The sequence below is a fragment of the Desulfomicrobium escambiense DSM 10707 genome (assembly GCF_000428825.1).
Lineage (GTDB): Bacteria > Desulfobacterota > Desulfovibrionia > Desulfovibrionales > Desulfomicrobiaceae > Desulfomicrobium > Desulfomicrobium escambiense.
On record NZ_AUAR01000002.1, the window covers coordinates 101,822 to 117,186 of the forward strand.

Consider the following 15,365-nt stretch of genomic DNA (forward strand, 5'->3'; position numbering starts at 1 on the left):
AACGACCATGAAACTCGTCATCGCATACATCCGGCCCGAGTGCCTGAACGCGGTCAAGCAAGAGCTGTATTCCAGGAAGATCTACAACATGTCCGTGACCAACGTGCTCGGCAGCGGCCGCCAGAAGGGCTTCACCGAAACCTACCGCGGCGTGGTCATGGAAGTGAACCTGCTGAAGAAGGTCCGCCTGGAGATCGGCGTCAACGACGACTTCGCCGAACAGGCCGTGGAAGCCATCAACGCGGGCGCCCGCACCGGCAAGGAAGGGGACGGCGTGATCTTCGTCCTCGAATGCGGCGCCGCCATCCGCATCCGCACCCAGGAGACGGGCCCGGCCGCCATGGGCTAGATCACCATCCGGCATACCGATGAAAAAGGGGAGGCCCAAGACCTCCCCTTTTTCATTGCAGGCAGGCGAAGCCCCCGCCGGACCAGGGGCAGATGCCGCAGGGCACGGTCTGCCCGTAGCAATCCTTCTCGAACGGTCCCGGAAAGCCCTGCACGTGGTCGCACGGGGCCACGCTGCAATCGCCGCAGCGGGCAAATTCCTCTTTGCGGGCCTCGTCGCGAAAACGCGTGAACGCCTCCCCGTTCCAAACCGCCACGGGGTCGTCCTGCGGGACCGAGCCGAAACGGCGCTGCCGCACGCGGATCTCCTGTCCGGCGGGCCAGGCCGAATAGCTGTGCCAGAGAAAATAGCACGGAGCCAGGGCCCCGTCGCAGGCCACGAACATGCTCGGCTCGCTGACGAAGGGACACTCGCGCGGCTCGCGGGCCGCAATCTCCGGCAGATCCAGGCGCACGCCCCGCTCCCGAGCCACCTCGGCTGCGCGGGCAAAGGATGCACGCACCCGCTCCATCCTGTCGAAATCAACGCGCATGACGTTGGGCAGGCTGAACTGCAGCCCCCGACGCAGTGCGTCCTCCTTCATGGCCAGGATGATGTCCACCTGGCGCTGCTGCTGTGGCGTGCGGAAGACGGCATAGAAGGCCTGGTACGAATGCGAGACGTCCAGCCCTTCGGCATCGAAGGTTTTTTCCCATTCGCGGTAGAAATCCAGGCACCGCTGGGAAACGGAAACGTAAAGGCTCTGGTCCGCATCGGCCGCGTTGTAGGGCAGGACATGGGAGACGATGACAAATTCGGCAGCGCGATCGGCGCACCAGGCCACCATGTCCGGCAGCGCCGCATGGGTCTGGACGTTGACCACGGTCTGGGCACCCAGGGACAGGGGGCGGGAGCCCTGACGCGCCGCGGCTTCGCGCATCATGTCGAAAGCACGGGCCACGCGGCCTAGCTCCGAACCGGCCCTGAAGCGTCCGAGTTCGTCAGGGTCCGGCGAGTCCACGGAAAAGCAGATGCGGTCGAGTCCTGCGCCCATGAGCCGGTCGGCCAGAAGCGGCGTCAGCAGCATCCCGTTGGACTGGAATCCAATGGAACAACCCTGCGGAACCCTGGCCCTGGCGAAGGCGATGAACGACGCCAGTTCCGGGTGGAGCATGGATTCGCCCACGCCGTTCAGGTTCAAGGTGTCGAGATGCGGAAAAACCGGGGTCAGGGCCTCGAAGGCCCGGCGATCCATGAGGGCGTCGGCGCACTCCCAGCCGGAGGAGTGCTTGACGCACATGGCGCAGCGCAGGTTGCACAGGGTGGCAAGCTCCACGTAGAGCTTGCGGGGGGCGGATATGGTCGGTTGCATGGAAGCTTCATTGAACACCGCCGGGGCAGCGTCAATAGCCCAAAATGACACAGGAGCTCACGCGCCGCCGGGCACCATCCCATGTACCAAGGCCCCCAGCCGCTCGATCCCCCGGGCCACCTCGTCGGACCATGGGTTGCCGCAGTTGAGGCGCACATGGCCGGCGAAGCGGTCCTGGGTGGCGAAGATGGTGCCCGGCGCGATGCCTATGCCCTCCTCCCGGGCGCGGTACATGAGTTCCACCGAATCCACGCCTCGCGGCAGCTCGACCCACAGTACTCCGCCCCCCTCGGGCCTGGCCACGCGCGTGCCTTCGGGGAAGGTGCGGCCCACGTGCAGCTGCATGGCCTGGGTCTGCTCGCGCAGGGTCCGGCGCAGGGCGCGCAGGTGGCGGTCGTAGCGCCCCTCGCGCAGGTAGGCGGCCACGGTCTCCTGGGTCACGGTGGCCGAGCAGACGTTGGTCGTGGCCTTGACCTCGTAGGCCTCGCGGTAGAAGCGGCCGGGCATGATCCAGCCGATGCGGTAGCCCGGGCACAGCGTCTTGGAGAAGGACGAGCACAGGACCACGAGCCCGTCCTGGTCGTACATCTTGAAAACCGAGGGGCGGGTCGGCCCGAAGTGCAGGTCCCCGGCCACGTCGTCCTCGATGAGTGGGATGCCGCGGGCTGCCAGCAGCCTGACGATCTCGGCCTTGGCCTCGTCCGGGGTCAGGGAGCCGTCGGGGTTGTTGAAATTGGGAGTGAAGATGCAGGCCCGGATGTCGAAACGCCCCAGGGCCCGCTCCACGTCGGCGGGCTGCACGCCGTGCCGCGGGTGTGACGGTATCTCGATGGAGCGCACGCCCTGATTCTCCAGGAGCTGCTGGAAGCAGAAGTAGGACGGGGCCTGGATGAGCACGTTGTCGCCGGGCCGGACCAGGCTGCGCACGGCCACGTGCAGGGCTTCCAGGGCGCCGCAGGTGATGATGATCTCCTCGGGCCGCACGTCCAGGCCGGCCTGGGCCGCACGCAGGGACAGCTGACGGCGCAGCTCCGGGCTGCCCTCCACGGGCAGGTAGGCCACCTGCCGCTTGGGGTCCTCCCGCGACAGCCGCGCCGCGACCTTGGCCAGCTCGCGGTACGGCAGCAGATCCTCGGACGGGCAGTTGATGCCCAGGGGCAGAAGCTCGCGGTCGCCCACGGTCTCCAGCACCGAGGAGATCAGTTCGCTGCGGTTGATGGTATGGGGCCGCAGCACGGGCCGCGGCGGCCGCGGGGTGGGGGGAAGCTCCTGCACGTCGCGGCGCACGAAAAACCCGGACCGCGGCCGCGACTCGATGACCCCCTTGCGCTCCAGCTCGGCGTAGGCCTGCAGCACCGTACTGACGGCCACCCGGCTGCGCAGGCTGACATGACGCAAGGAAGGCAGCCGCGCCCCCGGCCCGAGGGTGCCCGAAGCGATCTGCTGCATGAGGTTCTGTTCGATCTGACGGTATCTGAAATCTTCCATACCCATGTCCTCGCGAGTGACTCGCTGTCTGTCTCCGACAAAGCCGTCTTCAGCAAATGATCGTTTCTCCAGAAGCTGCACGGGAATCCATGCCTTTCCGTCTTCCCATCCACCGCCCTGCCGCAGGGGTTGCCTGGTGTCGGGGGCGGCGGCCCGTCGGCTGTCCGACCGAGCCAGGCATCGTTTGACGAACCATTGCCCGCCGGACGAAGCTCCGCAGCATGGACGTGCACGCAATAGCTCGTCTCTACGAGGCCGGCGAGGGAGTTCCGGCGGGCGGCCGCCCCCGACACCAGGCAACCCCCCGCTCGATCTCCCGCCCAAGCGCCTCTTCTCTTTCCCGCACGCCTTCCGGCCTATCCGCCCCAATCTGTTATGGTCGAAATTTATGCAAACTGTATCTGTACCGCAAACAGTTTTTGGCTAGGTTGGGCTCAAGAGGATAATCGATTATGAACAGCGCCACCCTTTCCACCACCGATCCCGCCGAATCCCCAATGGCTTCGGCCTTCCGGCAGGCCCTGCCCATCATCCTGGGCTACGTGCCCGTGGGCTTCGCCTACGGCGTGCTGGCCCAGAAATCGGGTCTCTCGGGCATGAACACCATGCTCATGAGCATTCTGGTCTTCGCCGGCTCGGCCCAGCTCATCGCCGTGGGCCTCTTCGCCTCGGGCGCCGCGCCCCTGGCCGTGGTGGCCACGACCTTCGTCGTCAACCTGCGCCACCTGCTCATGTCAGCGGCCCTGGCCCCGTTCCTGCGCGCCTGGAGCAAGACCCGCCTGGCCCTCTTCGCCTACCAGATGACGGACGAAACCTTCGCCCTGCACGCGAACCGCTTCGCCAAGGGCGAGACCGGCCCGGCCGAAACGTACGGCATCAACGTCATCGCCCAGAGCGCCTGGGTCGGCGGCACGGTCCTGGGCCTGGCGGCCAGCACCCTCATCACCGACATCCGGCCCATCGGCCTGGACTACGCCCTGCCGGCCATGTTCATCGCACTGCTGCTGGGGCAGCTCAAATCCAGGCAGCACCTCCTCGTGGCCGTGGCCGCCGGCCTCCTGTCCACGGCCCTCATGTTCGCGGGCCTCGGCCAGAGCCACGTCCTGGCCGCAACCATCATCGCCGCAACCATCGGCCTCGGAGCGCACGCATGGACCAGCAGACGATCCTCCTGACCATCCTCGGCATGATGGCCGTGACCTACATTCCCCGCGCACTGCCCGTCCTGGCCCTGGCGCGGCGGACCCTGCCGGAGCCCGTCATCCGCTGGCTGGGGTTCATCCCCGTGGCGGTCCTTTCGGCCATGCTGCTGCCCTCGCTGGTGGCCCCGGAAAAAATCCTTGATTTTTCCTTCCGGAACATCTTCCTGTGGGCGGCGATCCCGACCTTCCTCGTCTGCTGGAAGACCAAGAGCTTCGTCGGTGCCGTTGTCACGGGCATGGGCTGCGTGGCCCTGGGCCGACTCTTTTTTACCTGAACCCACAAGGAGCCCACATGAGCTTCCGTTTCACCAAACGCATCCAGAACACCCCGAAATCGTTCATCCGCGAAATCCTGAAAGTCACCCAGGACCCGAGCATCATCTCGTTTGCCGGCGGCCTGCCCAACCCGAGCCTCTTCCCCATCGAGGCCCTGCAGGAGGCTGCCCGCGAAACCCTGGCCACGGCCGGGGCGCGCGCCCTGCAGTATTCCACCACCGAAGGCCACGCCGAACTGCGGGCCTGGATCGCGGCCCGCTACGAGCGCCGGGGCGTGACCGTGCACCCGGATCAGGTGCTCATCACCACCGGTTCCCAGCAGTGCCTTGACCTCCTGGGCAAGCTCTTCATCGAGAACGGCGACGAGGTCATCCTGGAGCGCCCGAGCTACCTGGGCACCATCCAGGCCTTCACCATGTTCGAGCCGCGCTTCGTGACCGTGGACCTGGAAGAGGACGGCCCCAACCTGGAACAGGCCGAAAGGCTGCTGGCCACGGGCCGCCCCAAGCTCTTCTACGCCGTGCCCAACTTCCAGAACCCCTCGGGGCTGACCTATTCCAAGGCCAAACGCGAGGCTCTGGGCGCGCTGTTGCGCAAATACCCCGAGACCATCTTCATCGAGGACGACCCCTACGGCGAGTTGCGCTTCTCGGGCGAACACCACAAACCCCTCTACGCCTACACCGAAGGCCACAGCATCATGCTCGGCTCCTTCTCCAAGATCACGGTGCCGGGCTTCCGTCTGGGCTGGATGGTCGCACCTCCCGAGATCATCCGCCTGGCGGTCAAGGCCAAGCAGGCCGCGGACCTGCACTCCTCGACCTTCAACCAGTTCGTCATCGCCGAGTACCTGAAGCGCCACTCCATCGACGACCACATCGCGAAAATCACGGAGCGCTACGGCGCCCAGGCCCGGGCCATGGTCGCCGCCCTGGAGCGCGAAGCGCCCGAAGACGTGACCTTCACGCGCCCCGAAGGCGGCATGTTCTCCTGGGTCACCCTGCCCGCGGGCAAAGGCTCCTGCATGGACCTCTTCAACCTGGCCATAGAGCAGAAGGTGGCCTTCGTGCCGGGCATGCCTTTCTACACCGACGGCACCGGCCAAGACACCCTGCGCCTGAACTTCTCCAACGCCTCCGAAGCGACCATCGACGAAGGCATCACCCGCCTGTGTCGGTGCATGAAGGATTTCCTGAGCGCGTCCCAGACCGCCTGACCTTCAGCGCAAAACAGGCCCCGGACCAGAACGTGGACCGAGGCCTGTTTTTTCCCATAGCTCTTCAGGATTCAAGGAGGTTACGAGATTTCGTCAATACTGATGACGCAGGACTCCTCCTCGTTTCCAAGGCGCACGCCGCGCTGCGTCCGCTATGCAAATTCTGAATTTTCCTGCGCCACGCATTGCCGCATGAATTCATCGGCCATTTCAAGCGCCCTCTTCGATTCCGCCTCGTATGCGGCGTGAAGGTATCCGTGGGGCAGCCCCTCTTTCATCTCCAGCACCCTTGAAACATCCAGCGGAGTCTCAATCCGCCGAGCCCGGCGGACTTCGTTCTCCCTCGTTTCAACTTCCTTCCCCTGTCGGGCCATTTCGTTCAGTCGGCCCGTGTCGCGACAGAACCGAACGATTTCATTCTCCAGAGCCCGCCGGGGGACGAGTTCCGAAACATGCCGGTCCAGCAGCTCGGCCATGGTTACGGGCCGCATGTAGGCCAGCAGCTCCTGGTTGAATTCGTCATTGCGGTCCAGTTTGTGGGCAGGGATGTGACGCGACAGCAGGAGGCCTCCTGAACGGGCGTATTCGTAACGCTGCCGCAGTTCCTGATGCAGAAAGGGGACGTATTTCCCGGCCATGGAATGAAAACGGATGCCGGCCAGATCAATGAGACCGTTCAGCGGCCTGAGGGTTCTTCGCATCTCTTTCTCGAAGACTTCGGAGAAGCCGCTTTCCGTGGTCTCGTATCCAGTCAACTCCGCCGGCCCCCACGGGGCGTTGTCGCCCGTGTAACGCCGCCTTCGGTCGGTGGCGCTTTCGATCTGATGCAACCCGTAATCGCCTATCCATGGGTATGCTTCCGACTGGTATTTCACGAGGCTCATCTGTCGCAGATGCCCGAAATGACGAAAGCCCAGGGCCGCCGGAGGGACGGCGGGGATGATGTCGTTGCGGAACACATGGCGCAGGTGCGGCAACAGATGGTTCCAGTGCTTGGCGAATTCGGTGTCGCCGACGCGGGGGCTGGCAAAGGTGTAGAGGGTGACCGGGCTGTCCTTGAATTCAAAGTAAAGAGCACAGGCTAACAGTGTGGCCACGGCACCGCCGAGGCTGTGGCCGGTCAGAAAAATTCTTTTGATCTCTTCCCCAGAATTTTTACGGTGTTTTTTGCAATATTCCTCAACGACTGGCCACAGATACTCGAAGGATTGCAAAAAACCATGGTGCGCCGAGCCAGTGCTCGCAAGCTCTCCCGGACAGGGTTGCATGAAGAATTTGCTGTTCAGAATCATGTCGTGACTGAGCGGCCCCTCGGTTCCGCGCACGGCAATGAGGATGGTGTCCCTGTTTGTGACCATGAAGGCCTGACTTTCAGTAGGGTTTTTACTTCTGGATTTTGGGCCGATAAATTGCATGTCATGATAGTGCCAGGAATACGGCATCTCATGCAGCACCATGTCCATCCAATCCGCGGCGACCCTGTACGGTCTGACGCGTTGGGTCCGGAGGTTGTCCAGGGTGTACAGAATGGTTTGGTCATAGGGAGCCCTCTCACCGCCTGCCTGCCCGGATTTGCTCCTGGTGTCGGGGTCCGCGTAGGTCAGGGCGGAAAACGCCGCCAGATTGTTCGCGGTGACGCAGTCCCAGTCATCGGCGGCGCCGACCCGGGACGAGACCAGAGCGGGTATCCAGCAAAAAAGTGGAGCAAGCTCGAGCAGATAGGCTGTCTGGAGGTTGCGGCATTTCGGACAGCGGCGCTCCTGTTCCGCCAAAAGGAAGCGAAAGGCACAGCGCTGCTTGGGCCGAGTTTCCTCCGTCCTGTCCTCGATCCAGTCCACTCTTCGGGGCATGTTGAGAGCGCCGTGGCTGACGCGATGGTAGATCCAGTCGGCACGAAGTTCCTCGGGCAACGCCTGTTGGTTCGGACGAAGGCCGTTGGCGGCCGAGGCCTTGAGGGCCTTGTGCGCGACGATGTCCGCGGCCAGGGTCAGCTGGTCCCATTCCTCGTCTCCAGGGTAGTCGTGAGGCCTGGCCCGCGGAAGGGGCTTGAATTCCAGATAGGCCCACCCCCGATCCATCCGACAAAGGTCGATGGCTAGAGAACCCTTGGCACAGACATGCTCGCCAAGAGGCTCGCCAGCAGCGTCGTAAGCCACGATCTGCAGATCTCCAACCTCTTCACCGGTCTCGGGATGGACAAGGTCGGTGATGGGCGTGTTTTCGAAATCAACAATCCTGAGCCGCAGGCAGCGTCTTTCAAAACATCGAATTGGGGCAATCTGCATGATGCATCCTCCTCTTCCATTCACTGTTGAAGAAAATCCGGCAACGCCCACACGTTGTCAGAGGCAAGATAGCTTAGTTGTTCTGGAGTTATTGTGACCGATGTTTGATTTTTTTCCTTCAACCCAGCATTAACCAATATTAATACATATGAATCAGGCATTTTTTGTATCTTCCAAAAGATATTTTCTGTTAAAGACGAATCAATATAAATTATTTCATTATTTTTAAAAGTAATATTCTTATTATAAGAATTAATAAATGATTTATTATTGTCATAATAGTTTCTTGTAATGTATAAAATTTTATTTATTGAAAAATTAATATTAATTTTGCCAGAATCTCTTAAATATAGAGCAACATATGGAGTTGCAGACATATGAGTTGAGCCTTGTGATTTTGGATTATTGCATTCATATGATCGCCTTTGTTCCACATATTTTTTGTCTGGAAATATCTTTTCAGAATCGAACTCGGAAATATCGCAAACAAGAAACGCCTCGTTTTGACAATCTTGAAAGTCTTTCTGCTTGGCTGGATTTTCGAAATCTGACTTTGTTTCCTCAAGAAGATAGGCATACGCCAAATCATAAAATCGTGTCCTTTCTTCATTGGCATCCATGCCTATGGTCAACAGCCCGAGTTCCCAAGTACAGAAGGGGTGCCATACCTTGGTAGGAATGTGAGAAACCCATTCCCCTGGTTTCTCCTCCACGTTATCGAATGCATCTCCGTATTCTGTGCCTTCGAACCTTCCCGAACCGAAGCTCAGGTGGCGACACATGAAGGAGTCGCTGTACCAGGACGCCCCCGCATACATTTTGCCCTTCATCTCGTCGGGCACATTGTAGTGCAGGGTGAACAGGCCATCGTCGCGCAGCACGATCAGTTGGGTGTCGAACAGGAAGGCCAGGAGAAGGAGCCCGAGCACCGACAGGCAGACCCTGGTCCGCGTGATCATCGTGATTCTCCCTTCAACTGAATCAGCAAGCGGAGTTGATCGAGGGCCGAGACGGGGTCCTGCGAGGCGTCCCGCATGGAATCCTTGACAGCGCTGTCGTTCTGGGCGCCGAAGGGCTTGGTCAGGCACAGGCGCAGGAAGATGAATATGTGCGTTTCATCGGCAAGACCGTATCTCATGGCCGCATCCACATATTCGCCGACAGCCGCTTCGAGCGAGCCGTAATGATCCGCCGCCAGTGACGCCGCAACGGGTGCCTTTTCCTTGAGATCCTGGGAAAGATTGTAGACCAGAGCCGCCCGGTTTTCCTGCGACATGCCTCCCAGATGCTCCTCCCGCACCTCCCACCATGGCCGGCCCTTCGCCGGCCGGTATATGTCTGCCAACTCGCGCTCCGTGCGCCCGGACAAGACCGGACTCGGGACATCCAGCCACGCCCGCCCCCCGTCATGATTGCGGATGGGGATGAACAGACGCGCGGCAAGCCCGAGAAACCAGCCCAGTTCCTGGTCGCTGAAGGCCGGGAGCATCTTCTCCAACCCACCAGGGTCCTGGAGCCTGAAGAATGATTTCTTGCCCGACGGCAGAAGGACTTCGCACAGGCTCCGCCAGTGGCCGCAATGCGTCTGCTCGCTTGCCGCCGTGACGGCAAAAAATCCCCAGGCCGAATGCTCGGCAAGGAGATGGGTCTCAAGTCTGGAATCCGCCCCAATCCGACTCAGGCAAGGCATCGAAGCCCAAAGCGATGCGTACGGCGTATCTTTCAACACGGGGTGAAAGGCGTTGGCACCCTTCCAGGCAAAATAGTCCTCAAGCATCTGCGGGGTCGCATCGACGGCGACAATGGCGTCAATGTGCAGGCCGCGATGCCGGGCGTCGGTGAACGCGGCGGCAAGGTCTGACGACGCGAGTTTGCGGAAATTGCGGAGGGCGCTGTTGTCCGGCATGTTCATTCCTCCTTCGGGGATGTCGCGCATGCGGTACACAAAAGCATGCAGGTTCGCTTGGATAGCGTGAGCGTAGATCTCTTCCAGGCCTCTCTTGTCCTCAATGCGCAGCTCGTTGAATCCGCGCAGCGCACCTTCCCTTCCCGGCGTGGATATGGACTTGAAGACCGTTCTCGTCTTGTGTTCCGGAAGAGGGTACGGGACCGGGTTGCGGGAATTGAAGACCCGGCCAGTGATGACGAACCGGTCCGGGGCGCCAACAGCACCTCCTGGCCGATGCGGGGGATGGCCATGGTGCCGAACTGCCCTCCGGCCCAGCCCTGGGAGGTGCGGATCCAGCAGGTGGTGTTCTCTTCGCGGCCCCCCAGTCGGTCCCTGTGGAATTGCACCTTGTCGTCCATACCGTGGACGAGTTCGATCTCGAACTCGTAGGCGCGATGCGCTTCCTCAAAGCCGGAGAAGGCATAGGCCCTGAAGCCGCTTGCGGCCGCAGTCTCGAACGTGAACCACGGGCTGTCTGCTGCCGGATGCCTCATTGAACCTCCCTGTGCCGTGCGCACACGAGTTTTCAGCCCACTGTGCCTGCATCGCAACGTCAGGGAAATTCGGGGACATGCGTACGCTGTGCGGGAGGAATCTGGAGACAAGGAATCAGCGACAGGCCGGAACCTTTACGGCATAGGCGCCCGGAGGGCGCGTTCGTCACACGTGCGCATGGTCAGGACGCGAACAGGTGCGGGGCAATTTCCGATAAGCGCGGTCGAGAGGGGAATGCCGGCAAAACGTATTTGAATTCCGCGTCCTGCAGGGTATACATGCAGGACGACACACCTTCACACCGGGGAGCCCGTCATGCGTCCAGCCTTCCGCACCGCCTTGCTTCTGTCCGCCATCCTGCTTCTGTCCGCCTGCGGTCAGGAAGCCCCGAAACAGCCCGAACCGCGGTCCATCACGGCCAAAACCATGCGCATCGAGCCGACCACGGCCCAGGAGTGCGTCAGCCTCCCCGGGCAGGTCCAGGCCCGCAACAGCGTGACCCTGGCCAGCAAGCTGAGCGGCACCGTGGTCGAGGTCCTGGCCCGGGAAGGCGACGCCCTGCAGGCGGGCCAACCCATCCTGTGCATCGACGACGCGGAGTTGCGCCAGCGGGAGCAGAGCGTGCGTTCCTCGGCCGGACAGGCCGGACTGGAGGCCAAGGCCCTGGCCGCGCGCAAGGCCCAGGCCAAGGCCAGCCTGGACCGCCTGCAGAAGCTCCTGGATCAGAGCGCCGTGAGCCGCGACGACGTGGACCGCGCCCGGGCCGAGTACGAAGCCTTGTCCAACCAGGAAAAGGCCATGGCCGCCCAGTCTTCCGCGTCGGGTTTCCAGGGCGCCGAGATCCGGGAACTCATGCGCTACAGCACCGTGACCTCGCCCCTGAACGGCGTGCTGAGCAGGCGTCACGCGGACCTGGGCGCCTTCGTGCAGGCCGGGGCGCCCCTGGCCGAAGTCGACGACCTGACGAGCGGCTTCGAGCTCACGGCCCAGGCCGACGAGACGCTCCTGGGTCGCGTCGAAACGGGCATGACCGTGGTCGCCCTCATCCCGGCCCTGTCCCCCGCACCCTTCCTGACCACCCTGTCGGCCGTGATCGGCCAGGTCGACCCCGGCAGCCGTTCCTTCCGCGTCAAGGCGGCCCTCAAGTCCGCCCCACGGCCCGGCATGTTCGGCAAGATCTGCGTGCCTGTGGCCGAAGGGCCCAAGCTCCTGGTGCCGGAGTCCTGCATCCGGCGGCGCGGGGAGCTGACCACGGCTCTCATCGTGGATGGGGATTCCGTGCTGCGCCTGCGCCTGGTCAAGACCGGCGGGGTCTACCAGAAGGCCGACATCGAGGGGCAGACCTTCGTTCTCCAGACCGGGACGGACCGGCCAGGAGCGATGCCGGCAGGGGGGCTGGTGGAGGTGCTCTCGGGCTTGGCCCCCGGCGACGAGGTGGTCACGGACGCGCCGGACGTGGCGCGCGAAGGCGACCGCCTGGTGCGGGGCTGACCATGTCTCACAACCACGACGTCCTGACGCGTCTCACGGCCGGCTTCGTCGACTCCAAGCTCGTACCACTCATCGTCGCCTTCTCCATTTTCCTGGGCGTCTTCGCCGTGCTGCGCACCCCGAGCGAAGAGGAGCCGCAGATCATCGTGCCCATGATCGACATCATGGTGCGGATGCCCGGCGCCATGCCCGAGGAGATCGAGAAGCGCGTCGTCGGGCCCATGGAAAAGCTGCTGTGGGAGATTCCGGGCGTGGAGTACGTCTATTCGACCTGCATGGACGGCGAGGCCCTGACGATCGTGCGCTTTCTGGTCGGCGAGGATGTGGAGAAGAGCCTCATCAAGGCCTACAGCAAGCTGTACCAGCATCTGGACTGGATTCCGCCGGGCTGTTCCCAGCCGATTTTGAAGCCCCGCTCCATCGACGACGTGCCCGTCCTGGCCGTGGCCTTCATCGGCGAGGCCCACGACGGCCGCACCCTGCGCATGGTCGCGGCCGAGGCGGCCGAAAGCCTGCGGGCCCTGCCGGGTGTGTCGGAAGTGACGGTCACGGGCGGCCGCAAACGCACCCTGACCGTGGACGTCAGCCCCGAACGTCTGCGCGCCCTGAACCTGGACAGCGTGGACGTGGCCGGGGCAATCGCGGGCCAGAACCAGGCCGACCAGAGCGGCCTGGTGACCCGTGCCGGGGCGTCGAGCCTGGTGCGTCTGGACAACGCCTTGCGCTCGGCCGCCGACGTTGCCGCCACGGTCGTGGCCGTGCGCGACGGCCGGCCCGTGACCCTGGGCAGCGTGGCCGAGGTGCGCGACGCCACGGCCGAACCCGAGGACTACGTGTTCTTCGCGCCAGGCCCACGGGCCGAGGCCAAGGGCGTCCGGGCGGAAGCGGGAAGGCTCCAGCCCGCCGTGACCCTGACCGTGGCCAAGCGTCCGGGCATCAACGCCACGGACCTCTGCCGCAAGGCCATGCAGACCATCGAGAGCCTGCGTGGCACGGTCATCCCGGACGACATCCAGGCCGTGATCGTGCGCGACTACGGCGAGACGGCCAAGCACAAGTCCGACGAACTGCTCCTGCACCTGGCCATCGCGGCCCTGTCCGTAGGCGCCATCGTGGCGTATTTCCTGGGGTACCGGGCCAGCGCGGTGGTCATGGTCGCCGTGCCCGTGACCCTGGCCGTAACGCTCGCCACCTATTGGCTCATGGGCTACACCCTGAACCGCGTCACCCTCTTCGCCCTCATCTTCTGCATCGGCATCCTCGTGGACGACCCCATCGTCGACGTGGAGAACATCGTGCGCCACGTGCGCCTGCCCGGCTCGGCCGGCCGCCCCTTCACCCAGGTCATCATCGAGGCCGTGAGCGAGGTCCGCGCGCCCCTGGTCCTGGCCACCTTCACGGTCATCGCGGCCATCATGCCCATGGCCTTCGTCGGCGGGCTCATGGGACCGTACATGCGGCCCATGCCGGTCGGCGCGAGCATGGCCATGCTCCTGTCCATGGCCGTGGCCTTCGTCATCACGCCCTGGCTGGCCCGGCGGGTGCTGAAGCCCTCGGACAGCCACGAACCCGAAATCCACGATGACCCCTTCACCCGCGGCTACATCTGGCTCATGCGCCACCTCATCGAGCGCCCGGCCTTCCGCTGGACCTTCCTGGCCGTCGTGGCCGGTCTGCTGGCCCTGGCCGTGGCCCTCTTCCCGCTGAAGGCCGTGCTCGTGAAGATGCTGCCCTTCGACAACAAGAGCGAGTTCGAGATCGTCGTGGACATGCCCGACGGCACGAGCCTCGAATCTACGGCCGCGGCGGCCGAGGCCCTGTCGCGCCGCGTCCTGGAACAGCCCGAGGTCACGGACGTGCAGCTCTACGTCGGCACGGCCTCGCCCTTCTCCTTCAACGGTCTGGTCCGCCACTACTACCTGCGGCAAGGGCCGAACGTGGCCCAGATCCAGGTCAACCTGGTGGGCCGCGGCGAAAGGGACGCGTCGAGCCACGAGATCGCCGGACGCGTGCGCGGGCTCGTCACGCCCGTGGCCAAGGCGCACGGAGCGCGCATCAAGGTGGTGGAGGTGCCGCCCGGCCCGCCCGTGCTGCAGACCCTGGTGGCCGAAATCTACGGGCCCACGCCCGAGAGCAGGCTGGCCGTGGCCCGGCAGGTCAAGGACATTTTTTCGGAAACGCCGAGCGTGGTGGATGTGGATTGGTTCGTGAACGACCCGCGCCCCGAGACGCGCGTGCGCCTGGACCCGGACAAGGCCCTGCAAAGCGGCGTCAGCCCCGACCGGGCGCGGCAGGTCCTGGCCACGTCGGTGGCGGGCGTGCAGGCCGGCATCCTGCACGACCCGACGGCCCGCGAGGACGTGCCCATCGTGGTCCGCCTGCCCCTGGCCAGACGCTCAAGCCCCGCCGACCTGGAAACCCTGCCCGTGCGCGGAGGAGACGGCATGGTCTCCCTGGGGCAGGTCGCGGCCTTGAACGAAGGCGTGACGCCCGGCTTCATCTACCACAAGAACATGCTGCCCGTGGTCTACGTCACGGCCGACATGGCCGGCGACGAGGAAAGCCCGGTCTACGGCATGGCCCGCGTGGACAAGGCTCTGGACGAGCTTGCAGCGACGGGACGTGGTGCCTGGCAGGCCGGCGACACGCGGGTGCTCAGGCGCCTCTACACCGCCGGGCCCGACACGACCCACGACATCGCCATGAAGTGGGACGGGGAATGGCAGATCACCTACGAGGTCTTCCGGGACATGGGCGTGGCCTTCGCCGTGGTTTTGGTGCTCATCGCCATCCTGGTGGTCGGCTGGTTCGGGTCCTACACAACGCCGCTGGCCATCATGATTCCCATCCCGCTCTCGCTCATCGGCATCATCCCGGCCCACGCCGTTTCCGGCGCCTTCTTCACGGCCACGTCCATGATCGGCTTCATCGCCGGCGCGGGCATCGTGGTGCGCAACTCCATCATCCTGGTGGACTTCATCGTCATGCGCCGCGAACAGGGCGAGACCCTGGAGGACGCCGTGGTCGAGGCCGGGGCCGTGCGCTTCAGGCCCATGGTCCTGACGGCCCTGTCCGTGGTGGCCGGGGCCTTCGTCATCCTCTTCGACCCCATCTTCCAGGGCCTGGCCATCTCGCTCCTGGCCGGGGAAGTGGCGGCGACGCTCTTCTCGCGCATGGTCGTGCCGGTGATGTACTATCTGGATCAGCGCAGGGGGGCGTGAAAACGGGGGAGCATGCCTCTTGTGGGGGCATGTCTCCTGGTCT

General features: G+C 63.8%; 11 protein-coding genes. 6 read left to right on the plus strand and 5 right to left on the minus strand.

The genetic code is table 11. From position 1 onward, the window contains the following. The first annotated feature begins 7 nt into the window (after positions 1-7). Positions 8-349 carry a P-II family nitrogen regulator gene (locus G394_RS0102290; RefSeq protein WP_028576266.1) on the plus strand — a complete coding sequence of 114 codons (342 nt, stop codon included), beginning with the start codon at positions 8-10 and terminating at the stop codon, positions 347-349. A gap of 52 nt (positions 350-401) precedes the next feature. Here the strand turns inward: G394_RS0102290 and G394_RS0102295 are convergent, their stop codons facing one another. Next, complete coding sequence (locus G394_RS0102295) at positions 402-1,700, minus strand: radical SAM/SPASM family putative metalloenzyme maturase (RefSeq protein WP_028576267.1); 1,299 nt, start codon at positions 1,698-1,700, stop codon at positions 402-404. A gap of 57 nt (positions 1,701-1,757) precedes the next feature. Continuing rightward, positions 1,758-3,188 carry an aminotransferase-like domain-containing protein gene (locus G394_RS0102300; protein WP_028576268.1) on the minus strand — a complete coding sequence of 477 codons (1,431 nt, stop codon included), beginning with the start codon at positions 3,186-3,188 and terminating at the stop codon, positions 1,758-1,760. Positions 3,189-3,640: 452 nt separating this feature from the next. On the opposite strand from G394_RS0102300, the gene G394_RS0102305 reads away from it, so the two are divergent. Genes G394_RS0102305 through G394_RS0102315 form a run of 3 tightly spaced genes read left to right on the plus strand, consistent with a single transcriptional unit; the run spans position 3,641 to position 5,882 of the window. After that, entirely contained in the window at positions 3,641-4,363 is a 723-nt protein-coding gene (locus tag G394_RS0102305; RefSeq protein ID WP_028576269.1) for an AzlC family ABC transporter permease, read from the plus strand. After that, the gene (locus tag G394_RS0102310) at positions 4,339-4,665 is read left to right on the plus strand and encodes an AzlD domain-containing protein (protein ID WP_028576270.1); all 327 of its coding nucleotides are present in this window, start codon (positions 4,339-4,341) and stop codon (positions 4,663-4,665) included. The genes G394_RS0102305 and G394_RS0102310 overlap by 25 nt, the downstream gene beginning before the upstream one ends. Positions 4,666-4,682: 17 nt before the next feature. Continuing rightward, positions 4,683-5,882, plus strand: coding sequence for an aminotransferase-like domain-containing protein (locus G394_RS0102315; RefSeq protein ID WP_028576271.1), 1,200 nt, complete (start codon positions 4,683-4,685; stop codon positions 5,880-5,882). A gap of 152 nt (positions 5,883-6,034) precedes the next feature. Here G394_RS0102315 and G394_RS19925 read toward each other — a convergent pair whose 3' ends face one another. Genes G394_RS19925 through G394_RS0102330 form a run of 3 tightly spaced genes read right to left on the minus strand, consistent with a single transcriptional unit; the run spans position 6,035 to position 10,073 of the window. Next, positions 6,035-8,167: a lipase family protein gene (locus G394_RS19925; protein ID WP_028576272.1), complete on the minus strand. Its 2,133-nt coding sequence runs from the start codon at positions 8,165-8,167 to the stop codon at positions 6,035-6,037. A 20-nt stretch (positions 8,168-8,187) separates the two neighbouring features. Then, positions 8,188-9,126, minus strand: a complete 939-nt coding sequence (locus G394_RS21030; protein ID WP_156902387.1) for a hypothetical protein — start codon at positions 9,124-9,126, stop codon at positions 8,188-8,190. Beyond that, positions 9,123-10,073: a DUF4123 domain-containing protein gene (locus G394_RS0102330; protein WP_043774512.1), complete on the minus strand. Its 951-nt coding sequence runs from the start codon at positions 10,071-10,073 to the stop codon at positions 9,123-9,125. The genes G394_RS21030 and G394_RS0102330 overlap by 4 nt, the downstream gene beginning before the upstream one ends. 852 nt (positions 10,074-10,925) lie before the next feature. Here G394_RS0102330 and G394_RS0102340 point away from each other — a divergent pair. Further along, positions 10,926-12,101: an efflux RND transporter periplasmic adaptor subunit gene (locus G394_RS0102340; protein WP_028576276.1), complete on the plus strand. Its 1,176-nt coding sequence runs from the start codon at positions 10,926-10,928 to the stop codon at positions 12,099-12,101. A 2-nt stretch (positions 12,102-12,103) separates the two neighbouring features. Further along, entirely contained in the window at positions 12,104-15,322 is a 3,219-nt protein-coding gene (locus G394_RS0102345) for an efflux RND transporter permease subunit (RefSeq protein ID WP_028576277.1), read from the plus strand. Positions 15,323-15,365 lie beyond the last annotated feature (43 nt).